The 20,536-nt window shown below is 57.4% G+C and carries 18 protein-coding genes and 2 pseudogenes; 15 read left to right on the forward strand and 5 right to left on the reverse strand.

Annotated elements, in window-relative coordinates:
- Positions 1-551: 551 nt before the first annotated feature.
- The 3 genes from ABIB99_RS42620 to ABIB99_RS42630 all read right to left on the reverse strand — a co-directional run bounded on the left by ABIB99_RS42620 (position 552) and on the right by ABIB99_RS42630 (position 5,041).
- Complete coding sequence (locus tag ABIB99_RS42620; RefSeq protein ID WP_354116509.1) at positions 552-1,712, reverse strand: tetratricopeptide repeat protein; 1,161 nt, start codon at positions 1,710-1,712, stop codon at positions 552-554.
- A gap of 7 nt (positions 1,713-1,719) precedes the next feature.
- Entirely contained in the window at positions 1,720-3,216 is a 1,497-nt protein-coding gene (locus ABIB99_RS42625) for a DUF4331 family protein (RefSeq protein ID WP_354116508.1), read from the reverse strand.
- A gap of 76 nt (positions 3,217-3,292) precedes the next feature.
- Entirely contained in the window at positions 3,293-5,041 is a 1,749-nt protein-coding gene (locus tag ABIB99_RS42630; protein ID WP_354116507.1) for a di-heme-cytochrome C peroxidase, read from the reverse strand.
- Between the two features lie 320 nt (positions 5,042-5,361).
- Here ABIB99_RS42630 and ABIB99_RS42635 point away from each other — a divergent pair, with 320 nt between their 5' ends.
- From ABIB99_RS42635 to ABIB99_RS42685, 11 genes are all read left to right on the forward strand, one after another.
- Positions 5,362-5,847, forward strand: a complete 486-nt coding sequence (locus ABIB99_RS42635) for an SRPBCC family protein (RefSeq protein ID WP_354121712.1) — start codon at positions 5,362-5,364, stop codon at positions 5,845-5,847.
- Between the two features lie 304 nt (positions 5,848-6,151).
- On the forward strand, positions 6,152-6,622 hold the full coding sequence (locus ABIB99_RS42640) for a (2Fe-2S)-binding protein (protein ID WP_354116505.1): 471 nt from the start codon (positions 6,152-6,154) through the stop codon (positions 6,620-6,622).
- Positions 6,619-8,847, forward strand: coding sequence for a xanthine dehydrogenase family protein molybdopterin-binding subunit (locus ABIB99_RS42645; RefSeq protein WP_354116504.1), 2,229 nt, complete (start codon positions 6,619-6,621; stop codon positions 8,845-8,847). Before ABIB99_RS42640 ends, ABIB99_RS42645 begins: the two co-directional genes overlap by 4 nt.
- A 13-nt stretch (positions 8,848-8,860) precedes the next feature.
- On the forward strand, positions 8,861-9,076 hold the full coding sequence (locus ABIB99_RS42650; protein WP_354116503.1) for a hypothetical protein: 216 nt from the start codon (positions 8,861-8,863) through the stop codon (positions 9,074-9,076).
- Entirely contained in the window at positions 9,073-9,621 is a 549-nt protein-coding gene (locus ABIB99_RS42655; protein ID WP_354116502.1) for a cupredoxin domain-containing protein, read from the forward strand. The genes ABIB99_RS42650 and ABIB99_RS42655 overlap by 4 nt, the downstream gene beginning before the upstream one ends.
- On the forward strand, positions 9,587-11,233 hold the full coding sequence (locus ABIB99_RS42660) for a cbb3-type cytochrome c oxidase subunit I (RefSeq protein WP_354121713.1): 1,647 nt from the start codon (positions 9,587-9,589) through the stop codon (positions 11,231-11,233). Before ABIB99_RS42655 ends, ABIB99_RS42660 begins: the two co-directional genes overlap by 35 nt.
- A gap of 59 nt (positions 11,234-11,292) precedes the next feature.
- Positions 11,293-12,051 (forward strand): c-type cytochrome, encoded by a 759-nt coding sequence (locus ABIB99_RS42665; RefSeq protein ID WP_354116500.1) that lies wholly within the window; start codon positions 11,293-11,295, stop codon positions 12,049-12,051.
- Between the two features lie 360 nt (positions 12,052-12,411).
- Positions 12,412-12,675, forward strand: coding sequence for a DUF3302 domain-containing protein (locus tag ABIB99_RS42670; protein WP_354116499.1), 264 nt, complete (start codon positions 12,412-12,414; stop codon positions 12,673-12,675).
- 96 nt (positions 12,676-12,771) lie between these two features.
- Complete coding sequence (locus ABIB99_RS42675; protein ID WP_354116498.1) at positions 12,772-13,356, forward strand: HlyD family secretion protein; 585 nt, start codon at positions 12,772-12,774, stop codon at positions 13,354-13,356.
- A gap of 39 nt (positions 13,357-13,395) precedes the next feature.
- Positions 13,396-13,929: an HlyD family secretion protein gene (locus ABIB99_RS42680; RefSeq protein ID WP_354121714.1), complete on the forward strand. Its 534-nt coding sequence runs from the start codon at positions 13,396-13,398 to the stop codon at positions 13,927-13,929.
- 751 nt (positions 13,930-14,680) lie between these two features.
- Positions 14,681-15,190 carry a hypothetical protein gene (locus ABIB99_RS42685; protein WP_354121715.1) on the forward strand — a complete coding sequence of 170 codons (510 nt, stop codon included), beginning with the start codon at positions 14,681-14,683 and terminating at the stop codon, positions 15,188-15,190.
- Between the two features lie 75 nt (positions 15,191-15,265).
- On the opposite strand, the gene ABIB99_RS42690 is transcribed toward ABIB99_RS42685, so the two are convergent.
- Positions 15,266-15,580, reverse strand: coding sequence for a hypothetical protein (locus ABIB99_RS42690; protein ID WP_354116494.1), 315 nt, complete (start codon positions 15,578-15,580; stop codon positions 15,266-15,268).
- A 277-nt stretch (positions 15,581-15,857) separates the two neighbouring features.
- On the opposite strand from ABIB99_RS42690, the gene ABIB99_RS42695 reads away from it, so the two are divergent.
- The 3 genes and pseudogenes from ABIB99_RS42695 to ABIB99_RS42705 all read left to right on the forward strand — a co-directional run bounded on the left by ABIB99_RS42695 (position 15,858) and on the right by ABIB99_RS42705 (position 19,594).
- On the forward strand, positions 15,858-17,651 hold the full coding sequence (locus tag ABIB99_RS42695; protein WP_354116493.1) for an ABC transporter ATP-binding protein: 1,794 nt from the start codon (positions 15,858-15,860) through the stop codon (positions 17,649-17,651).
- 36 nt (positions 17,652-17,687) lie between these two features.
- Positions 17,688-18,689 (forward strand): phospholipase D-like domain-containing protein, encoded by a 1,002-nt coding sequence (locus ABIB99_RS42700; RefSeq protein ID WP_354116492.1) that lies wholly within the window; start codon positions 17,688-17,690, stop codon positions 18,687-18,689.
- A 192-nt stretch (positions 18,690-18,881) separates the two neighbouring features.
- Positions 18,882-19,594, forward strand: a pseudogene (locus tag ABIB99_RS42705) (Bax inhibitor-1/YccA family protein).
- Positions 19,595-19,685: 91 nt separating this feature from the next.
- Here the strand turns inward: ABIB99_RS42705 and ABIB99_RS42710 are convergent.
- The gene (locus ABIB99_RS42710; RefSeq protein WP_354116490.1) at positions 19,686-20,186 is read right to left on the reverse strand and encodes an OprD family outer membrane porin; all 501 of its coding nucleotides are present in this window, start codon (positions 20,184-20,186) and stop codon (positions 19,686-19,688) included.
- Here ABIB99_RS42710 and ABIB99_RS42715 point away from each other — a divergent pair.
- A pseudogene (locus tag ABIB99_RS42715) lies at positions 20,185-20,442 on the forward strand (transposase); the annotation flags it as partial. The gene ABIB99_RS42710 and the pseudogene ABIB99_RS42715 overlap by 2 nt on opposite strands.
- Between the last annotated feature and the right edge of the window lie 94 nt (positions 20,443-20,536).

The raw sequence follows: 20,536 nt of genomic DNA on the forward strand, positions 1-20,536 counted from the left end.
TCCCGTAACGTCGGCATATAACTCTGAGCCTGGAAACGCATCCAGTCCAGGGACTTGCTCCAGACGGGGTCGCCTCAACCTCGATGCCCATCACATATTCGCCCGGACCGCACTGAGAGCTCGATTTTCCCGGCTTTGCGCTTGTCCATGGTCCCTGCGTGACACCGGGTGGGTTCGCCATCGGCACGGTTGTCTGCGCGAACACGGCGGAGTTCGACGCGATCATGGCAACGACCAAGGTTGCGAATTTCATCAGCACACCTTTTTGCCTATCTGCGGTTTGGTATCTCGACTAAGGGCCCAAATTCGCTCGACACCAAGCTTGGCCGCGTTGACTGGCTACCGCCAGACTGTCCGCAAGCCGTGGCCGACCCTCAACCATATTACGTCGCCAACGCTGCCATCCGCTTCCGTGCTCCAGCCACTGATCATGAACACGGGTGGTAGAGCCGTCTTCAACTCCGGGACGGCAGCATCGGACGCCAACAATTGAAACGCGGGCGAGAAGGCAGCAACCGCCGCACCGGCAACGAAGACCCGACGATCGACAATCATGCGGCTGCCCCTTTTCCGGTCTGCAGTGACGTCTTGGCAAACTGTGAATATTGGAAAGCGCGTGAGCTTCCCCAGCGCTTTGTCGCTCTTGCATGAAGTTGCGCCGCGGCTTCGCTCTCGCCTGCTTCACGAGCAATAGCGTAAGTCTGCTCAAATGCACGAAGCGTGGGGCGGTTCGCGAGATTGATTTGCGCCAGTTCGAGTGCGCGCAGGGGATCACAACCGCTGCCTATGTAAAATTCGGCGCCGTGATCGGCGAACGCCAACAGATGCTTTTCCAGCAGTCTTTCGAACCCGGATCGAGCGGTCTCCAGATGCGACGCCGCCTCGTCAAATCGGCCCTCAGCGTTCAGCACATCGGCCAGTCTCCACGACGCTTCCGGGTCGCCGCCGGCGAGCGCCAGCCCGAGCATCGCCTCCGCCTCGCCTGCCCGCCCCGTGGCCGAACAGATTTCAGCAAGATGTACCCGCGCTCGCACATAACAAGGCAAACTGACAACCGCTTTGCGATACCAGTGCTCGGCGCGTGACGGCTGCGGTTCCGGAACGAGTTCGCCCCAAAGCATGCCCAGCTGAAAACTAACCCAGGCGACCGGGAACGGCGAAACATCCTGGTATTCTCGCAAGGCCAGTCGATAGATTTCGTCGGCGTCGCTAAAGTCGCCCAAATCGGCCAACAGCGCACCTAGTGCAATGCGGTCTTCAAATCGACCGGATTCCGCAACCACGCTGCGCCGCTCGTCCAACACTTCCTCAAGGTTCGTTCCGCAGGCCTGATCCACGCTCAACAAGATACGCTTTACGTCCCCATGCGGCGCTCCGCCAAGACTTGCTTGTGCGAGGTGGTGTCTTGCGTCCGAAAAACGATGTAGCGCAGAGGCGATTTGTGCCTCGATCACCATCATACGCGGCGAGGACGCGTGCAGTTGGCCGAGTTGTTCGCCAAATGCTTCCAAACGATCGAGGGCCGATAGGTCGCTGGCAAATTGTGCTGTCAGCTGCTCGTGTTCGAGCACTATTTCGGCGGCGTTTTGGCGTTGCGGATCCTGATAAAAACGACTCCAGGACCGCAACCGCGCGCTATTCAAGTTCGCAACGGCGATCTCGCCGTCGGTCGTCTGGAAACACTCGCCATCGAGCATTGCGGCATCAATCATTGTCACCTCAGAAGCGGGACTTAAGGCTGTCCAGTCCGGCCTTGAAAAGTGTCGACACGATCGTTTTCACAAGAATAGTGCCCTGCCCGTTCGGCAGGAACTGGGCGCGCCATTCCACCAAACTGCCAGCACCGTTGGGCTTGACCGAAAGCATTCCGGTGTAGTTTGCCACCGGCAGTCCGGCGATATTGGTATAGCGATAGAACCGGCCTGCGCTGTCGATCTCGTCGAGACGTTCGATGATCTGCTTGCCATCGATCGTTTCGATCGTTCGTAATTGACCTAGACCAGTTCCGGTCAAGCGAATTTCTGCGATCAGGGGATGCCAATAGCCACCAAACTGACCAATCAGCTCCCAGACCTTGTCGGGCGTTGCGCTGACATCGACGGTCTCCATCACCGTTTGCAAGTCGAGATTCGGCGCCGCGAGGTACGGAAAGCTTTTGGTTCCAGGCTTCGTTGCCTTCGTTGTCCCACCTTCCAGAAATTCGCGGTCGCGATTCACGATCCACGTCAGCAGCACATCAATGACATCCGAATCGACCGTACGCCCCCCGCCCGTCTGATAGGCTTTGCCATTGATCGTGCTTCGCTCGATTTCCAGATGGCCGGCGTCGGTGATCGGCTTTGCAACATCAATCAGCAGAAAGTCGTCAACGAACATATTGGCGTTCACGGCCAGTGCGGACGGAGTCCAGTCCTGCTTGCCGTCGCGCATATCCCATTCGGCCAGGCTGTCCTTCATTCGCTGAAGAAAGACAGGCCGGAGCTTTTCGTCGATCGCGAACGGGGTCTGCTGGTTCCAGAGATCGCGGATATCGTCAGCCCCCTTCAGTCCACCATTGTTCAAGCGGATATTGGTCTGCTCGGGACGACCAACCCAGTCGATGCGCGGCGGCTCATGACCCACAAAGGCGCCCGGCCGCGGAATCGGCGTCGTTTCGGCGATCACCGCGAACAACGATCCTTTGCCGGGATCAAGTACGCGCTGCGTGTCAAACTCGACAACAATGCTCAGCACGTTGTCGTTAAGAAGCAGATTTTGAAACTTCTTCAGCCCGGCGGGAATGAGCCATGCAAGGATAAACGGATCGGAGCGCATCCCCGCGTACACGCGGTATGCCCCATCCGGCGTGGACATCCCCTTCTCATCGCCGACAACGAACCGAAGTTTCTGGCCGTCGGGAGAGGTCATTGTGCCGCGCTGGAGAGGCCTGCCGCCTGCCGCATTGCGTTCAAGGCCGTCGAACCGACAGGAAAAGCGTATTTCCGGGTCAGCCGTCTCGAATTTGGTGGCTTCGCCGATGCCGGCCACCTTCGCACGACGAACGACGATCGAATGATCGATCGCGTTAGAGAAGATTGCATCGACCCCGCATGTCGGAAAAACATTTGCGGCGAGCACGGTCCGGGATGGATTCTCCGGGCTCGTGAACGCGAATAAATCGGTCAGGTCAGCCGACGGGTCCCCAATCTGTCTTGGCCCGTCGATATGATCGGACATCGCTCCACTCCATCAATATTTGCGCGTCTCGACCACACCCTCTAGCCGAAACCGTCATGCTTAACCGAGGGCCCGGCTATTTTTGAGGAAGCTGACCTTCTGATGGACCGCCGAACGGAGTTACGCGTCCGGGCGTCTCCGGAATGGATTTCAGATATTCGACAAGCGCCCAGCGTTGCTCATCCTTTAGCAGCGGACCGATGACGCCACTGCCGCGCGGTCCTTCCTCAAAGGAATGACCCGAATTTGAGTTTCCTAGCAGCGTGGTATCCATCAGATAACCGGAACTTTGCGTTGTAACTAAGCCAACTTTGACGGGATCAAACTCCTGTCCACGATGAAATTTCTTCGTTCGCTCTTTGGCCGGAATCAGCATCTCGTAAAGATTAGGAACGGACCCGTTGTGCATGAAGGGCGGGGTTGCCCACACCCCATCTCGCGGAGCCGCCTTGTAGACCAGGTCGGGAATTGGCTGCAGCGGCGTCTCCCGATAACCGTGGAGATTCGCAGCTTGCTCTTCGGTCAGCTTCAGCTTTTCGATTGCCTTGTCGCGAACCGCGCCTTGAAGCAACACGAGAAAGTCCTTGGTGGGCAGAATCGGTTTGTTCCGGAACTCTCCAGGAAGATACTTGGCAAGTTCGCCGGTAAGCGCGAAGGGTCGCAAGACCTCGGACTGCGTGCGATCCGTACCTACGTATGTTTGCGGCGTAGTTCCGACAAGGACGAAGCGCTTGCCGTACTTGTTGGGCTCGGTCCAGCGATAGGGCCAGGCATTGTGACAACTGGCGCAGTACTCCGTAAACAAGGCTTTGCCTGCCTTCGCTTTGTCGCGGTCGATTTTGCCGAACAGGTCCTCTGGCCAACTTGGAGGCGCTAGGCGCGACAACAGGTTCTCGACTCGCTGAAGATCGAGAACGGCGCCATTTGAATCAAACAGCCCTTCGGCGGGGGTTTTGGATGACAGATCAATGGGCATATACACGCCCTCCGTCTCTCCAAAATTGCGATGAATTGGATCTTGCTGAAAGGCGGCCCACTGTGTCCATAACCCCTGCGGTGCATTCCAGAGGAAGGGGGGTTTGACTGGCGCCGAGCCAGAGGACCAGTTCTCAGGAAGTTCGGGCAGCGTTGATGTAACGCGGTCAGCAATCATGGTAAGGGCGTCCATCCTGCCAGGTCCCCAGGGTGAGAGAGTCACCGACGTTCGGGTGGCATACTGGTGAACCCGCGCGGCGTCGGGCTCCATTCGTTTGCGCAAGCTGGCCTTTGCGTCCGCGCTTGAGGCGCCTATCCGCGCCGCCAAGCGGTCAAATTTGGCTGGATCGCTCAAGGTAGCTTGCATCGATTCATCCAGGCTTCGGATCAGCCCCTGAAGATTGACCGTTGTAGAAGCTCCTCCTTCGATGCGAATGTGTTTGCCCTCGTAGGACAGCTGCGCCTCGTGACAGGCCGCGCAAGTCAGGCCGGCGTACTCCCCGGCAGGCCAGCCTTTGATTGGGGTCGCAACCGTTGTCTTGCTGATGCCGATCGGCACAGCATCCTTGTTATTCCAGTTTGCGGCCTGCGGCATCAACCCGAAAGCTCTGCTGTTCGCATCCGAGCGGAATAATTCCTGGCTGCCAGCTACTTCCAGGTTCAGGAAAACGTCATACCAAATGATCGCCGAACCCTGTGAGAAGTTATAGTACCACTCCCGATCCTCCTGCGACCACGCTTGATTGAGGAAGATGACGCGCTCCGTTGGCGCCTGTTGGGCACTTGCCGACAAGACCGCAGACAGCGCAAGCAACGATCCAATGCCCAGCTTTCGTATCGCCTTATTCATCACAGCGCTCCGCATTCATGGTTGACGCGCACAAATTGCTTAGATCCGGCAGAGATCTGCCCCGGCAAAGGAAGCAGGGATTGAGGACTCGTGATTTCCAATACTGAGGGAAATCCTGCAGCGCGACTATGCAAATTCGGCACATACCGCTGTTAGAGTCCAGACCGGGCGCACTCCTTTTGTCAGGACCGCGGTCTTCTCTCGATCTGCCGAAATTGCATAGCAATAGCTGCGATATTCAACCAATCTTTGCCGCCGGCGAAGCTTGGAGAATGCGTATCACCTCCTCTCTCTCCGCACATTGCCCGAGAGGCTCAGCCATGCGCTTTTCTTGTCGCCCCGTGGATGTCTCGTTCTTTGACACCGCACCCCTGCGTTTCAAGAATGTGGTCGAACTGAATGCTTCTCCCGCCAGGGTTTTTTCCATTTTTGAGGATGGAGAAGCCTGGCCTCAATGGTTTCGCGCAATCCGCAAGGTGGCATGGACCAGCAATAAGCCGTACGGCGTCGGTACGACCCGGACCGCATGGCTTGCGCCGGTCACCCTCGACGAGCACTTCTTCCGATGGGAGCAGGACCGCCGTTGTTCGTTCTACGTGACCGGGCAATCCATGCCGATGGCCCATGCCCTCGCCGAGGATTACCTGTTGGAGGACTCCACGCCAGGCAACACCCGATTCACCTACAGCGTGGCGCTTGAGCCGCGCCTCATGGTCGCCATGGGTGGCCCCATTTCGCGAATGTACTTCGACTCGATGTTCAAGAGCGCGTGCAAAAACCTGCAGAGTTACGTCCTGAAAGCCTGAAACTAGGTAAAACCTGGTGTGGGGCGTCTCAATCAAGGCATCAGCAGCGTGAGCCTTTGGGAAATGGGGTCTCCCGTGAAGCATCTGGGTCATGCACTCTCACAGCACCGTGCGATTTCGGCTCGATCTCGGTCGGTTCGAGGAGGCGACCAACATCTGGGGCTACCGAAGTTGCATAGCGGAAGCGGGAGGCTTCGGCCAACCTTCGACCGGCAGGAAAGGTCGCAATCGCGCGGCACTTGTGTCTGCCCGCACTCCTGCGTGCGCGAGCACTATAAGTAGATCAATTTCAGTTGAGTGCATGATGAGCACAACCATCAAATTGACCGTCAATGGCAAGGCCGTCACGTTGAAGGTTGATGACCCCAGTATGCCTTTGCTGTACGCATTGCGCGATCAGCTCGGTCTTCACGGTATGCATTTTGGCTGCGGTTTGGCGCAGTGCGGGGCCTGCACGGTGCACTACTATGGCGAGGCGCTGCGCAGCTGCGTCATGCCGGTCTCGGCCGTTGCGGACGCCGAAATCGTGACGCTGGAAGGTCTCGGTACTGTCAAAAACCCACACCCGGTCCAGCAGGCGTTCATCGACGAGCAGGCGGCTCAGTGCGGCTACTGCATCAACGGCATGATCATGCAGGCCGCCGCTTTCCTCGCGACAACCAAACGCCCGACGGAAGAGCAGGTCCGGCAGGCCCTCGCGGGCAATCTCTGCAAATGCGGGACCCACATTCGTATCCTGCGCGCCGTCATGCGTGCTGCGGAGAAAATGGCGTGACAGCGCAGATCACTTACAAGCCGCTTTCGCGCCGGGCTCTTTTGAAAGGTGGCGGCGCACTGGCGGTGACTTTTGCCGTCGCGCCGCGACATATCCACGCGGAGGTAGCGCGTCCTGCCGACAAGAGCGTCGCCGCCGATGAAGTCAACGGTTTCATTGCGATCGACGCGACGGGCGGGGTTACGATCTATTCCGGAAAAGTCGAGCTTGGAACCGGTGCCGTCACCGCGATCGCCCAGATCGCCGCCGAAGAGCTGTGCGTGGCCTTCGATAGCGTGACAATGATCCAGGGCGATACCCAGCTCACGCCCAACCAGGGACCGACCTACGCCAGCTTGACGATACAGAACGGTGGCATGCAGATTCGGCGCGCCGCCGCCACCGCGCGCGAAGCGCTCCTGCAGCGGGCCGCAGACAATCTCAAAGTGCCGAAGAGCACTTTGACGGCCCGCGACGGATCAGTCAGACCGCCCGCCGGCGGCAAGGAGCTTTCGTATGCGCAATTGATTGGCGCAGAAAAGCTTACGATGAAGATCGATTCTAACGCTCCGCTGAAGGACCCGAAAGACTATACGATCGTGGGCACTTCCGTGCCTCGCCTCGACATCCCGGCCAAGATCTTCGGGACCTTCGGCTTCGTCCAGGATTTCAAGCTGCCTGGCATGGTGCATGCGCGCGTTGTCCACCCTGCCGCCGTCGGCGCAACACTCGAAAAATGGAACGACGACGCGTGCCGGAAAATTCCCGGCTATCTACGCGCAGTCCGCAAAGGCAATTTTCTCGCCGTGGTGGCGACTGACGAGTGGGCGGCGATCAGGGCGTCGACCGCGATCGTCGCAACATGGTCCGCCTGGGCCGGTTTGCCCGAGGAATCCAAGCTTTTCGAGTGGGTACGCAACTCCAAGATCAACCGCAACGAAGTTTTGCAGAGCACCGGCAATGCCAACGAGGCACGACTGCCGGGCGGCCGAACGCTGCGGGCCACCTATGACATGACCATGAATACGCATGGATCGATTGGTCCATCTTGCGCGGTAGCGGACTTCAAGGACGGCCTTCTCACGGTCTGGACCCCGACGCAGGCGTGCCATTTGCTCCGACCGCAACTCGCCACCATGCTGCAGCTGCCACCGGCAAGTATTCGCTGCATTTTTATCGAGGGGGCGGGTTGCTATGGCCGGAATGGCGCCGATGATTGCTCCTCCGAGGCAGCGCTGATCGCAACGATGATAGGGCGTCCCGTTCGGCTACAATGGATGCGCGCTGACGAGCACGGCTGGGATCCGAAGTGTCCGCCAGTCCTGCTCGACTACAGCGCCGACATCGACAGCGAAGGCCGGATCACGCGGTGGGAAGCCGACATATTTCTGAACGAACAGCCTATGCAACGATCCGGCGCGACGCTGCTCGCTGCGACGCTCGCAAAGCTCCCGAAGTTCGGCTCAGGTCCTGGAATCTACAACGCGGGACTGGGAATCCCGTACAACCTCGTCAGCAGCAAGTTGACTGCACACTGGCTTCCGGACGAACCGTTACCCGCGGCGTGGATACGCGCGCCGGGCCGCCTGCAAAATACCTTCGCCAACGAGAGCTTCCTCGACGAAATCGCCGCCACCACGGCGAGCGACCCCTTTGAAATCAGAACGCGCTACCTGACCGATCAGCGCGGGCGCGAACTGCTTGAGCGATTGCTAAAGCTCGCGAAGTGGGAGCCGCGCGGCGCGCGCCCGCGCGATGCCGGTCCGCTGGCGCGTGGACGCGGTGTCTCCTATGTGAAGTATGAACTGGTCCGCACCTATGTCGGCGTCGTCGCCGACGTGACGGTCAATCGGACCACGGGCGCAATCAAAGTCGATCGCGTATTTGCCGTGCACGACTGCGGCCAGATCATCAACCCCGACGGGCTACGCAATCAGATCGAGGGGAATATCGTGCAGACGGTCAGCCGTACACTGATTGAGAAGGTGACATTCAGCCGAAGCGCCGTCACCAGCCTCAACTGGGGAAGTTACCCGATCCTGACCTTTCCCGGTGTACCCGATGTCGTCATCGACTTGATTGACCGACCCAATGAAGTCCCTTGGGGCGCAGGTGAACCCACGACGGCCGTCGTGCCTTCGGCAATCGCAAATGCCGTCTTCGACGCTACGGGCGCGCGGCTGCGTTCGATCCCGTTCCGGCCTGCCCAAGTCTTGGCAGCACTGAATCTCACAAAGCCCGGATAGCCGGGAAGGCTCCATGTCGACATCAGACACCGTAATCGAAGGCCACGTCTCGGCTGCCTTTAGGCGGGAAAACGTGGCGTTTCATGGCAACGACGACGAGGTGCTGGCAATAGTGGCCGAGGGCCCTCGCGGCGCAGCGTTGGTCGCCGGGATTTCGGTAGCAATATTGCTGACTATCTGGATCGCTTTCTTCTTCTTCATCTTCGTGCCGCGAGGCAGTGTCGGATGAGTGAACTCTCGCCGAACGTTATCGAACGGTCTGAACGACTGTGGTCCTATGTTGTCGCGGGCGTCGTCGGATTGGTATTCGCGGTGATCATATTCAGCAGCCTGCACCGGGCAAGCCAGCCGCCATCGAACGTTGAAACCATTGATGCCAACCGCCTGCATCTCGCCGGTGAGTTCGTCGAGGAGAATCTCGGCACGGCAGTTCAGCCTGACGGCTCCGTGATCGTGCGCGTCATTGCGCAGCAATACTCGTTCATTCCCTCCTGCATAGTCGTTCCCGCCAAGACCGCTGTCATTTTCCGTGTGACCAGCCCCGACGTCGTGCACGGATTTCTCATCATGGGCACGAACGTGAACAGCATGGTGGTGCCGGGATTCATCGCCGAGATACGGACGCAGTTCGACAACGCGGGAGATCATTTGATGCCGTGTCACGAATATTGCAGCGTCGGTCACGAAGGCATGTGGGCTCACGTCAAAGTTGTCGACCGACCGGAATTTGCCAAGTCCTATGATGGTCAACCGCGAGCGTCCTGTGCAGGGTAGCAATCGACTAGTTCTGGCGCATTTCTGGGCCGCATTTGCCGCTTTCGCCGTCGCGATTCCGCTTGGCGCGTGGCAAATGCTGGTCCGCAGCCCGCTTCATCGATGGGTAGATCCGGAACTGTATTACCGGGCCGTCACAGAGCACGGCACTATGTTCGCGTATGTTTTCCCGACATTGATCGCGATGGGATTCGGGTACGCTATTTGCGCGGTATCGCTCGGCAACCCGATGCGCGGCCTACCGCTTGCGTGGATGTCCCTCGTATTAGTGATCGCCGGGGCTGTGTTGGCCTTTGTGACGGCTGCCGCTGGGAAAGCAACGGTTCTCTACACTTTCTATCCACCAATGTTGGGAAGCCCTTATTACTACCTTGGTATCCTGGTCGCCATTCTTGGTTCCTGGATCTGGATCGGGCTGATGGTCTGGCATTTCAGGCGATGGAAGTTGGATCATCCGGGTCTACCGGTGCCGCTCGCAATGTTCGCCACGACCGCAGGCGCGTTGCTCTGGGGATGGACGTCGCTCGGAGCCGGATCGGAGATCGCGTTTCTCATTTTGCCCAACGCCTTCGGCTGGATGCAAACGATCGATCCCGGACTTGCTCGGCTGCTCTTTTCCTGGACTCTTCACGCTATCGTCTATTTCTGGCTGATACCCACCTACATATCGTTCTATGTTTTGCTGCCGCAGGCCGCCGGCGGTCGCCTGTATAGTGACAAGATGGGTCGCATTGCGTTCTTACAGCTCCTCGTTTTCTCGATGCCGATCGGCATCCATCATTTGTTTGTCGATCCCCAGATCGGTGCGGGCTTTAAGTTTCTTCATGCAGTCTTCACCGGAATGGTGGCGGTGCCAACGTTGCTCACGATCTTCACGATTTGCGCCTCACTCGAAATTGCCGGCCGGCTACGCGGCGGTCGAGGCCCGTTCGGCTGGATCGTCGCCTTGCCGTGGGATCGTCCGTTTGTGCTCGCTTCGGGGTTTTCGATGGTCATGCTGGGACTTGGCGGTGCCAGCGGCATCATCAACATGAGCTACGTACTGAATTCGACGGTACACAACACGCAGTGGGTTACTGGCCACTTCCACCTGATTTATGGTGGAGCAGTCGTTATCATGTACTTCGCCATCGCATACGAACTTTGGCCGCGATTGACCGGTCGACCGCTCGCTGCGCCGAGGCTGGTTCGGCTCCAATTATGGACCTGGTTCGTGGGAATGCTGATCGTCACTCTGCCGTGGCATCTGGTCGGAGTGATGGGGCAGCCCCGTCGCATGGCCTACTACGATTTCGGCAATTCCGCCCTGTCTTCGCAAGGCATCTGGGTCAGCGTATCCGCCATCGGTGGTTTCGTTCTTGTTTTCTCGGCACTGTTGCTGATTGGTGTTCTGCTTGCGTCCCATCGCGGCGGGCTAACGGCTACCATTCCACCTCTTAAGTTTTCGCTCGCGGTTTATCCGCCTCGGTGGCTCCCGCAATCCTTGAACAGCTTCGGGATATGGGCGTTGCTCGTCTTGGCTCTGACCGTCGCAAACTACGGCTACCCGATAGTGCAGTTCGTTTTTCTCAACAGAACTGCCGTACCCGCTTTTCAAGTCTCCACCGAATGACCAGCGGTAACCAACCATCTTCACACGATTCCCGGTTCGCCATATGGATTGGCGCTACGGTGGGACTATTCCTCCTTGCGCTCACCGTTGGTTTTGTCTGGCTTCCCTCCGCCCAACGAGACCCCGAAGGCGTCGATTTGTGGCGTGCTATTTGCCGCGCGGTCGGCCTGCCGAACGGCAATGCGCCGGTATCGCCTTCGATAGCCGGTCAACCTGCTTCGATGGTTGCCTGGACGACCGAAACAAGGCGAAATCTTGCACGGGGAGACTTAATCGCGGGAGCTGGAATCGCCAAGTCCTGTAACAACTGCCACGGCACCGACGGAATAAGCTCAGATGCGATCATTCCAAATCTGGCCGGCCAAAGCGCTACAGCGATCTACAAGCAACTGAAGGATTTCCAGAGCGGCAAGCGCGATGCCGCGGTGATGGGGGTATATGTTTCTGAATTGTCCGAGCAAAACCTGCTCGATCTTGCCGTACACTACGCATCCTTGCCCAATCCGAGCGGCGACATTTCGAACCCACATAACGTTTCCGACACGGTCGTCGGCCGCCTGACTGAGGTGGGTGACCCAATTCGCGGTATAGCGCCTTGCGCTTCCTGCCACGGGCCGCTCGGCTTCATACCTGGCGCCCCGGGGCTTCAACGCCAGCAGCGCGCCTATCTCGAACTGCAGATGCAGTCCTTTAAAGACGGAAATCGGCGCAACGACATCAGTAAGCAGATGCGAAGTGTTGCCAGCCAACTAACTGGTGAGGAGATCATGCTGCTCGCCGCCTACTACTCGAACGTAAACAACGCTGCCAGGAAGTGAGGCTGTCGCGGGTGACCATTTGTAGGAGCACCTATGTCGCGACCCGGCTTACGAGCACGCGCGCGTCGGCTGGATAGGCTTGAACTGCGCCTCCTCTTCCTAACCCATCGCATCGAATGCAGCGCGCACCTGCCCGGAAAATAGCTGGATTGAGCGGACCACGCGTTCCGTTGACAGCAGGCAACAGGCAACAGGCAACAGGCAACAGGCAACAGGGACGAATAGTTCATCGCCTGGCTCACCAAACGGCCTCCGTGAACTTTAGAACTTTTCCCTGTCCCGCCGAAATTGCATAGTCCTTGGAAGCGGAACCGATCGCGATGTTTACCTCTCCTTGTCCTGCTGTCCACGAGGGACGTCATGGAAGCTTTGCTGGGCTTTTCCCTTGGTTTCTGGGACTATGTGACCTTCCTGACTCTGTTTGTTCTCACCGCAGCCGGCCTCGGCCTCGGAGTGTTTGTCTTGGGCCTGCCTGGACGCATCGCGATCGCCCGCAATCATCCCGAGGCTGAGGCGGTTTATCTCATGGGCTGGGTCGGATTTCTTGCGGCGTCCGTGGGTTCAAGCTCTCGCCTGGGCTTTCAGGCCGACCATGGTCATCGACGTTCGCTATCTACCGCATGAACGGAAACTCGAAACTGAGGCGATGATTGAAACGATGACCGGCAACACGCCGCCGGCGATTGCAAAAACGGAAACGCAGCATGGAGAGATGCCGTCATGATGGCCGCTCTTCTCGTTCGCACTTTTGCTGGTTTTGTGTTTTGGCTTGTCTTCTTCAGGCTCAAACTCATCAGGCTAACGCCAGGCTGGGGGGTCATCTTCGGCTTCTTTGTTGTCCATCTGATGCTGGTGTTCCTGATAGGCCTCCGATTCGTAACGCCTTACTCCGTCAATGCGACCGTCGTTCAACGGACGATTCAACTCGTGCCGCGCCTACCCGAGCCCACACTCGTGGAGGCGGTGCTTGTTGATGAAGATGTCCCAGTCAAGAAGGGCCAAACGCTCTTTCAATTCGACCGCCGTCCCTACCAATACAAAGTCGACCAGATCGCTGCTCAGCTCGCTGCGGCCAAGCAAAACGTCGGCGTATTGAAATCGGACGTCGATGCGGCAGCCCAAGGCGCCAAGAAGGCCAAGGTGGAGTTTGAGTACGCGCAGTATCAGAAACGGATATTTGACAAGCTGGCCCAGGTGCAGGCCGTGCGTGAGGAGGACGTCGAGCAGTGGCTGACTCGCGTGAATGCCGCTGAAGCTACCAACGATGCAGCATTGGCTCAGCTCCAGCGGGCCACATTGCAATAGAAATCCGAGATTGACGGGGTCAATACAGCAGTTGCCAACATGGAAGCACAACTTCAGCTGGCCCGGTACTATCTGGACAACACCACTCTGACTGCGCCAGAGGACGGCCGTATGATCAATCTACAGGTTCGCCCTGGAATGGTCGCCGGGATTTACCGCGTCGGCGGGATAGCCGCTTTCATCGCAGATGCGGATCGCTACTTTCTAGCAACATTCTTTCAGGAGAACCTCAAATACGTGAAAGAAGGCCAGACTGTCGACGTTTCGCTCGACCTTTATCCCGGTCAACTCTTTTCTGGAAGAGTGGACACGATCTGGCGCGGCAACGGTATAGGTCAATATTTGCCGAGCGACGACATTCCCAAGTTCCAGCAACCGCCGCCAAACGTTCCCCAGGGACAATATGCCGTAAAGATACAACTGGACCACTCCGATCAAACTGAGTTCACGATCGGTGCCCAGGGTTCAGCCGCAATCTACACTGGGGGAGAATACGGCGCTTGGGCCGTGCTACGCAAACTCTCCATTCGCGCTCATTCCTGGTTCAACTGGCTCTATCCGATCAATTTCTGACAGGGTGCGTATCGTGACCAAATTGTCACCGCCGATGGGCCTTCTATTTTTTGGCATGCTCTTCTCGATTGTGCCGGACGTCGCGATTTCAGCACAAGCGAACGGAACGGCCTCGCATCTTCTGTCGCGGCCGGACTTGGAAGATCTGATTTTGATAACAACTGCGCCGCCTGCCACCCTACGGCATCCGGACAGAATGGCTACGGGCCAGGGCTTTTTGGTGTCATTGGAAGGAGAGGTGGCACAGCAAGCGGATATGCGTATTCGCCCTCCTATGTCGAGGCTGGCGCGAAGGGACTCATATGGTCTGACGTGAACCTTCTCCAATTTCTCGCTGATCCCGCGGCTTTTCTCACACAAAGAACCGGACACCCTGCAATCACGCGAATGATCGGCGGGTTTCCGAATGAAACGTTACGCAAAAGCATCATTGGGTATTTGAAAACACTGAAATGATCGTACTCGACGCACGGGCGGCCAATGCCTTGCTGTTCATTTTCTGCTCTCTGACGGTCTACGCCGGGCTCGTTCCTGATGTCCGCGCACCGATTTTGACGGCCGCGATTGTCAAGAAGTGCTTCGTTTTCGTATTGCTTTTTTTGGGCCGTTGCGCACGGTCAATCCCGCGGCCGTCGCAACAATGGTTGGCATACTTTCGGTTCTACTCGCGACGCATCTTGCTGGGCTATCGGCGTTTTTGTGCACGTCTCAATCAAGGACATCCGTTCACGGGTTGCAAAGGACCCCAGCCATGCACAAGATCCAGTTCCTGCTAAAATTCACGTTCCTTCTCCTCACGCTCGTGCCCGCTGTCGCAGCGGAAAAGTTCGAGTGCACCAACCCTTTTTCACCCAGTTCTCCCGCCACACTTGAGCAAGTCACAGGTCTTCTTCCCAATGCCAACGCAATGGTCGACGTCGGCTTGCTCAACACTGCAATCAGCACCCTGCGACGGGACGGCCTGTCAAAAGTGCTTATTATAGACCATTTCATCGGCGCCTACTGCACGATGATCGCTGGCGAGGCAGGACTGACAGACTCGGAAAAGACTTCGCTTGTTCAGCGTTTCTCCGGTCAAGCTACGAGGCTGGTATATAGCCTCGAAAGCGGCCTCGACATAATCATCAATGTGCCACTCACGCCTGCTGTCGTCGACGCGGTCAACATCATCGCAAAACGCCAAGGCCTTTCAGGTCCTGCCTGGATCGAGATGACGATGGACAACGCGCTCCAACAGCAGAGGACCGCACGGCGTCAATAGAGCTCCCGGCGGAGCGACGGTTTTGAAGCGCGCCAAGTCGAACCGTGCTGCGCGAATTCCACTGCCCTGCCTGACCTATTTCGCCTGCACCCATATATTCATTTGCAGGCATGTTTGCAGGCTAACATAACTCGGCGCTCCGCCGACGCTCTCCTGCGGTATGCACTCTGCCTTGCTAGAGGCGGAAAATTTTGACCATTGGTTTCCAAGCATCTTCCGCGCCCTGTTTTCATCGCTGACGCAAGCCTTGATCGACTGATTGTTGCTAAGTCCAGTCGTTGCAGCCACGTCGAGTTTGCAGCTTTGGGTAACGTCGAATACCGGAACGCCATCGGCGACTGCGACGACCAGTTGCGAACTTAGAGCGATCATTGCGATCGTAAAGGGCATCCTCGTACTCCCTGGCTTGTTCAGCCAAGACATGCCGCAAGTGCATGTCCGGCTAGTTCATTCACTCGAAGGAGCCTCTCTTGTCTATGCATAATCCGACCCGATGGCCGCGACGCACGCTACTGCGGGGTTCGGTCAGGACTTTCTCACGGCGGTTGCCGATTTTGCATAGCATAATCGAACAGGAACGACGATTCTTCGGAGCTGAGCAGCTGCAACGATTGCGACGGGACGGCAGTTTTGCCGGACCAATCTGCTCGGCGGATGGAGCGTGCGAATGACGCGTCTGGTGCTTGGGCTACTTCGACCCTACCGCGGTTGGCTCGCGGTCGTCTTTGCCGCGATGCTGGCGGAGATCGTCGCGAGCCTCGCAGCACCCTGGCCGCTAAAGCTCGTCCTTGACGACGCGCTCGGAAAGCACCACCTGCCTGAGTGGCTGGCTTGGGCGCATAATTACGGCTTTGGACGCCATACCCTCGGCGTTGCGCTGTTTGCGGGCGTCGCCACCCTGGTCATTGCGGTTATCGGCGCGGTCGCGACCTATATTGACAATTACTACACGACAAGTGTCGGGCAATGGGTCGCCAACGATCTGCGAATTCGTATTTACGAGCATCTTCATCGGCTTTCATTGCGATTCTACGATACGGCGAAGACCGGCGCGCTGATGTCGACCATCACCAGCGACGTTGCAACGATTCAGAGTTTTGCGTCATCATCAACGCTGAGTATCATTGTGGACATAATCACCATCGTGTTCATGATCGGCCTGATGTTCTGGCTCGATTGGGATTTCACCTTGATAGCACTCGCCATCACGCCCTTTCTGCTGATGGCAGTCGTCCATTTCAAAAAGGCCGTCAAGGAGGTCACGCGAGCTGTTCGAGCCAGGCAGAGTGAAGTCGTCGCTGTTGTTCAGGAGGGACTGGGATCGGTTCGAGCCGTCAAGGCCTTCGGACGCCAGGACCTGGAAGTCGCCAATCTTGAAGCAGCGAGCCACGCCACAGTCGAAGCCGCCCTCAAGGCCCGGCAAATCAAGTCGATGCTGTCACCCATGGTCGCCATCGTGGTCGCGATCTGCACGGCCATCGTGCTGTGGAGGGGGACGTCTCTGATCGTCGCGGGCACGATGACAGCTGGCGCTCTGACGGTCTATCTTGCCTATCTCGCGAAGTTCTTTAAGCCGGTCAAGGATCTCGCAAGCATGACCAGCGCAATTGCACAGACGACGGTCGCACTCGAGCGTATCCAAACGATACTATCAGCAGATGAAATCATTCGTGAGGTCCCGAATGCGGTCAATCCAGGCCGCGTCAAGGGCGCGATCACATTCGAGCATATCGCATTTGGTTACGACGACGAGACACAGGTTTTGCGCGATGTTTCGTTCACGATCGAGGCCGGCCAGGTCGTAGGCATCGTCGGTCCGACCGGTTCCGGCAAATCGACGGTGCTGAGCCTGGTCCCGCGCTTTTACGATCCCAACAGTGGGCGCATTTTGATCGATGGCGTCGACGTGGCAACCTTAAAGCTCGACGCGTTGCGCACTCAGGTTGGCTTCGTATTGCAGGAAACCGTGCTTTTCCGCGGGTCGATCCGGGAAAACATCGCTTATGGACGGCCCGGGGCAACCGATGAAGAAGTCATCACCGCTGCGAAAGTTGCCAACGCGGACGAATTCATCGGCCGCATGCCCCACGGATACGACACGTTTGTGGGAGAGCGCGGTGACACGCTTTCGGGCGGGCAGCGACAACGCATTGGCATAGCGCGCGCGGTCATTCGCAACAGTCCGATCATGATTCTGGACGAACCAACCGCGGCGCTTGATACCGAGTCAGAGCGCCTCGTTATCGAAGGTCTGCGACAATTGATGAAGGGCCGCACCGTCATCATGATCGCACATCGCCTGAGCACTATAAGCGAGGCGGACAAGATTGTCGTTCTCAAAGACGGTGTAGTCGCGGAAGAGGGTTCGCACAGCGAGCTACTTGCTCGTGATGGCGTTTACGCCGAGCTCCATCGCATCCAGTATGAATCGATGAAAGCTTCGCCCGCCCATGCAGCCTAGCACTGTGCATTCTTGACCTCGTCCAGGAGCAACATAATGTCGCATACGCTTATTGTTCTTCCGGACGATACGGTGGACGCCATTCTGCAGCCGATCAATGCCGCGAAGCGCTCGCTGAACATCAGGATGTTCCTGTTCACGGAGCCGACACTGCTCCGTGCGGTGATCGCAGCCAAGCAACGTGGAGTCAAAGTTCGGGTGATGCTCAATCCGGCACGCCGAAACGGCAAAAGCGAAAATGAAGCGGCCCGAAAAGCGCTTCTCGCCGCCGGCATTGAGGTGCGCGATAGCAGCGCCGCGTTTGCTCTCACTCATCAGAAGTCGATGGTCATCGATGACAAGATCGGCTTTGTGGAATCGCTCAATTGGGAACCGCGCGATCTGACGGAAACCCGTGACTACGCAGTGACCACGACTAAAAAGAGAGAAGTCCAGGAAATGATACTATGCTTCGACGCCGACTGGGCTCGAAAAACGTTCAAACCTGACCCGAAATCACATCTGATTTGGTGTCCCAATAACGGTCGCGAGCGGATCGCGACCATCATTGACGAAGCGAAGAAGTCACTCTGGCTTCAAAATGAACGCTATCAGGATACAGTCATCGTCGAAAGACTGGTTCGTGCAGTAAACCGCGGCGTTCGGGTCCGGATCATGGCGCGAGCACCGCATAAGCTGTCGGGGAAGAAGCTCGCTGAAGGCATCGGTGGATTGCGCATCATGCACGACGTTGGTGCAACGGTTCATTTGTTAAGGCACCTCAAATTGCACGGCAAGATTCTGATCGCGGATGGAAAACAAGCGATAGTCGGGTCGATTAACCTTAGTCCGGGCAGTTTCGACTCAAGACGCGAGCTCGCGATTGAAACCAAGTCGAAGCGAGTATTGAAGCGTCTCGTGGAGGTTTCACGCCGTGACTGGAAGAATTCGCGGACGCTCGATTTGTCCGACGCGGGAGTATTAGCCGACCTGGAGAAGCATGGCAGCAAGGATGCTGACGTTTTGGTTCTGGGTCACCCCAAGCAAGACAGGGCTTGAACGACGGAGAGGACAATTGGTCCCTTCCTGCCGAAATTGCTTAGCATCTCACTAGACGTCTGCTTTCTTTTTCGAGTTTGAAGTGCGCAAATCCTTTGGCGAGGCTGCTCATATTCCGCGTGAATTGGCTTAAGCTACGGAAAGCTCCCACTCGCGACTTACCGAAGGAGCCTATCAGAAAGGAAACGCCTCATGTCTAACTACGATCCGAACGTAGCCGCGCCCGGCTTCTCCGCAAACGGCGTCGCGGCGATAGACGTTGGTCTTCGCGCTTTCATGTTACGTGTATACAACTACATGGCCGTCGGCGTCGGCCTGACCGGCGCGACCGCATTTTTGACTTATCAGTTCACCGGCCCCGAATTGCTTCAGAGCCCGCTGATGTGGGTTTTCATGCTGGCGCCGCTGGGACTGGTGTTCTTTATCAGTGCCCGGATCAACACGTTGTCGGCGCAAGCTGCGCGAGGATTTTTCTTCCTTTACGCGGCCCTTGTCGGGATTTCATTGTCGACGATCTTCCACATCTACACGGAGTCCTCGATCACACGGGTCTTCTTTATTAGGCGGCGGCCTTCGGCGCGCTCAGCATCTGGGGTTACTCTACAAAGCGAAACCTGTCGGGATTTGGCACTTTCCTGATCATGGGCCTGATCGGCATCATCATAGCAAGCCTGGTTAATCTATTGTTGAGATCGAGCGGGCTGGACTGGATGATTTCCATTATCGGCGTTGGTGTCTTTGCAGGCCTCACGGCCTACGATACCCAGCGAATTGGGGGGATGTACGATCGCAGCGATGACGGCACTTCGGAAGGCCGCAAGGCCGTGATGGGCGCGCTGTCGCTCTATCTCAACTTCATCAACTTGTTCATGATGATGCTGCGCCTGATGGGCGGTCGACGCTAGAGTAACGAATAATTCTCGGGGACGAAACTGCGGCTACTATTGGTGCCAGATTGCGTCGTCCGACGGTTTGGTCTGCGAAACACTCACGATGTCAGCGAGGCGGTGGACGGAATAGTACCGTATAGTCGACGATGAACTGAACTTCCGGTTGGGTATTCCGCACGTTGCCTTGCTGCCAGACATTTGCGTATTGCGCCTTAAGACGAAAGCCCTTCAGGAGGCCTTCCGTGGGACGATACTGTATCCAAAGATCCAACTCGCTTCGATCAGGTATTCCTGCGTTGGTGACAATGTCGATGGCGCCCCAACCACGCGTATACCACACTCCGGCGCTAAGCCCGGAAAGAGCCATCGTATCGAACGCGTAAGCAATGCTTCCGCCAATGGCCTTTTCGTTCGCGTTAGTGAACAGCAATTGCTGCATCGCGGTGTAATTTGGATTTGCACCGAACGGCGCATAAAGACTAGATCCCGGACCAGTCATCGACCCGACGACGGGTAACGTCAGAGCTGGCTCCGCAAATTTGAACAGGAGGATAAGTGGAGTTTCTGCCTGACGGCGGCGATAATCGCCGCGAACAGGAGAGACCATGAGCAGACGACCGCGCCGGAACCACACGCCGGCTTTCAAGGCCAAGGTGGCACTCGCCGCCGTGAAGGGCGACCGAACGATAGCTCAACTGGCCGAGCAGTTTGACGTCCATCCCAATCAGATTACGGCGTGGAAGGCCCAGCTCGAGGGCGGAGCTTCGGAGGTTTTCGGATCTGGAAGTGTGACGCCCGCCGCGCCGGCCGTGGACGTAAAGTCGCTGCACGCAAAGATCGGCGAGCTGACGCTGGAGAACGATTCCTAAGAAACGGCACCAGCTCCCGGTTCCAAGGGCTGCAGAACAAAGCCGAATATCTTGGCACGTCGGTGCAAATTGTTGATCACTCGCGTAC

It is taken from the genome of Bradyrhizobium sp. LA6.1 (genome assembly GCF_040547805.1).
Taxonomy (GTDB): domain Bacteria; phylum Pseudomonadota; class Alphaproteobacteria; order Rhizobiales; family Xanthobacteraceae; genus Bradyrhizobium; species Bradyrhizobium barranii.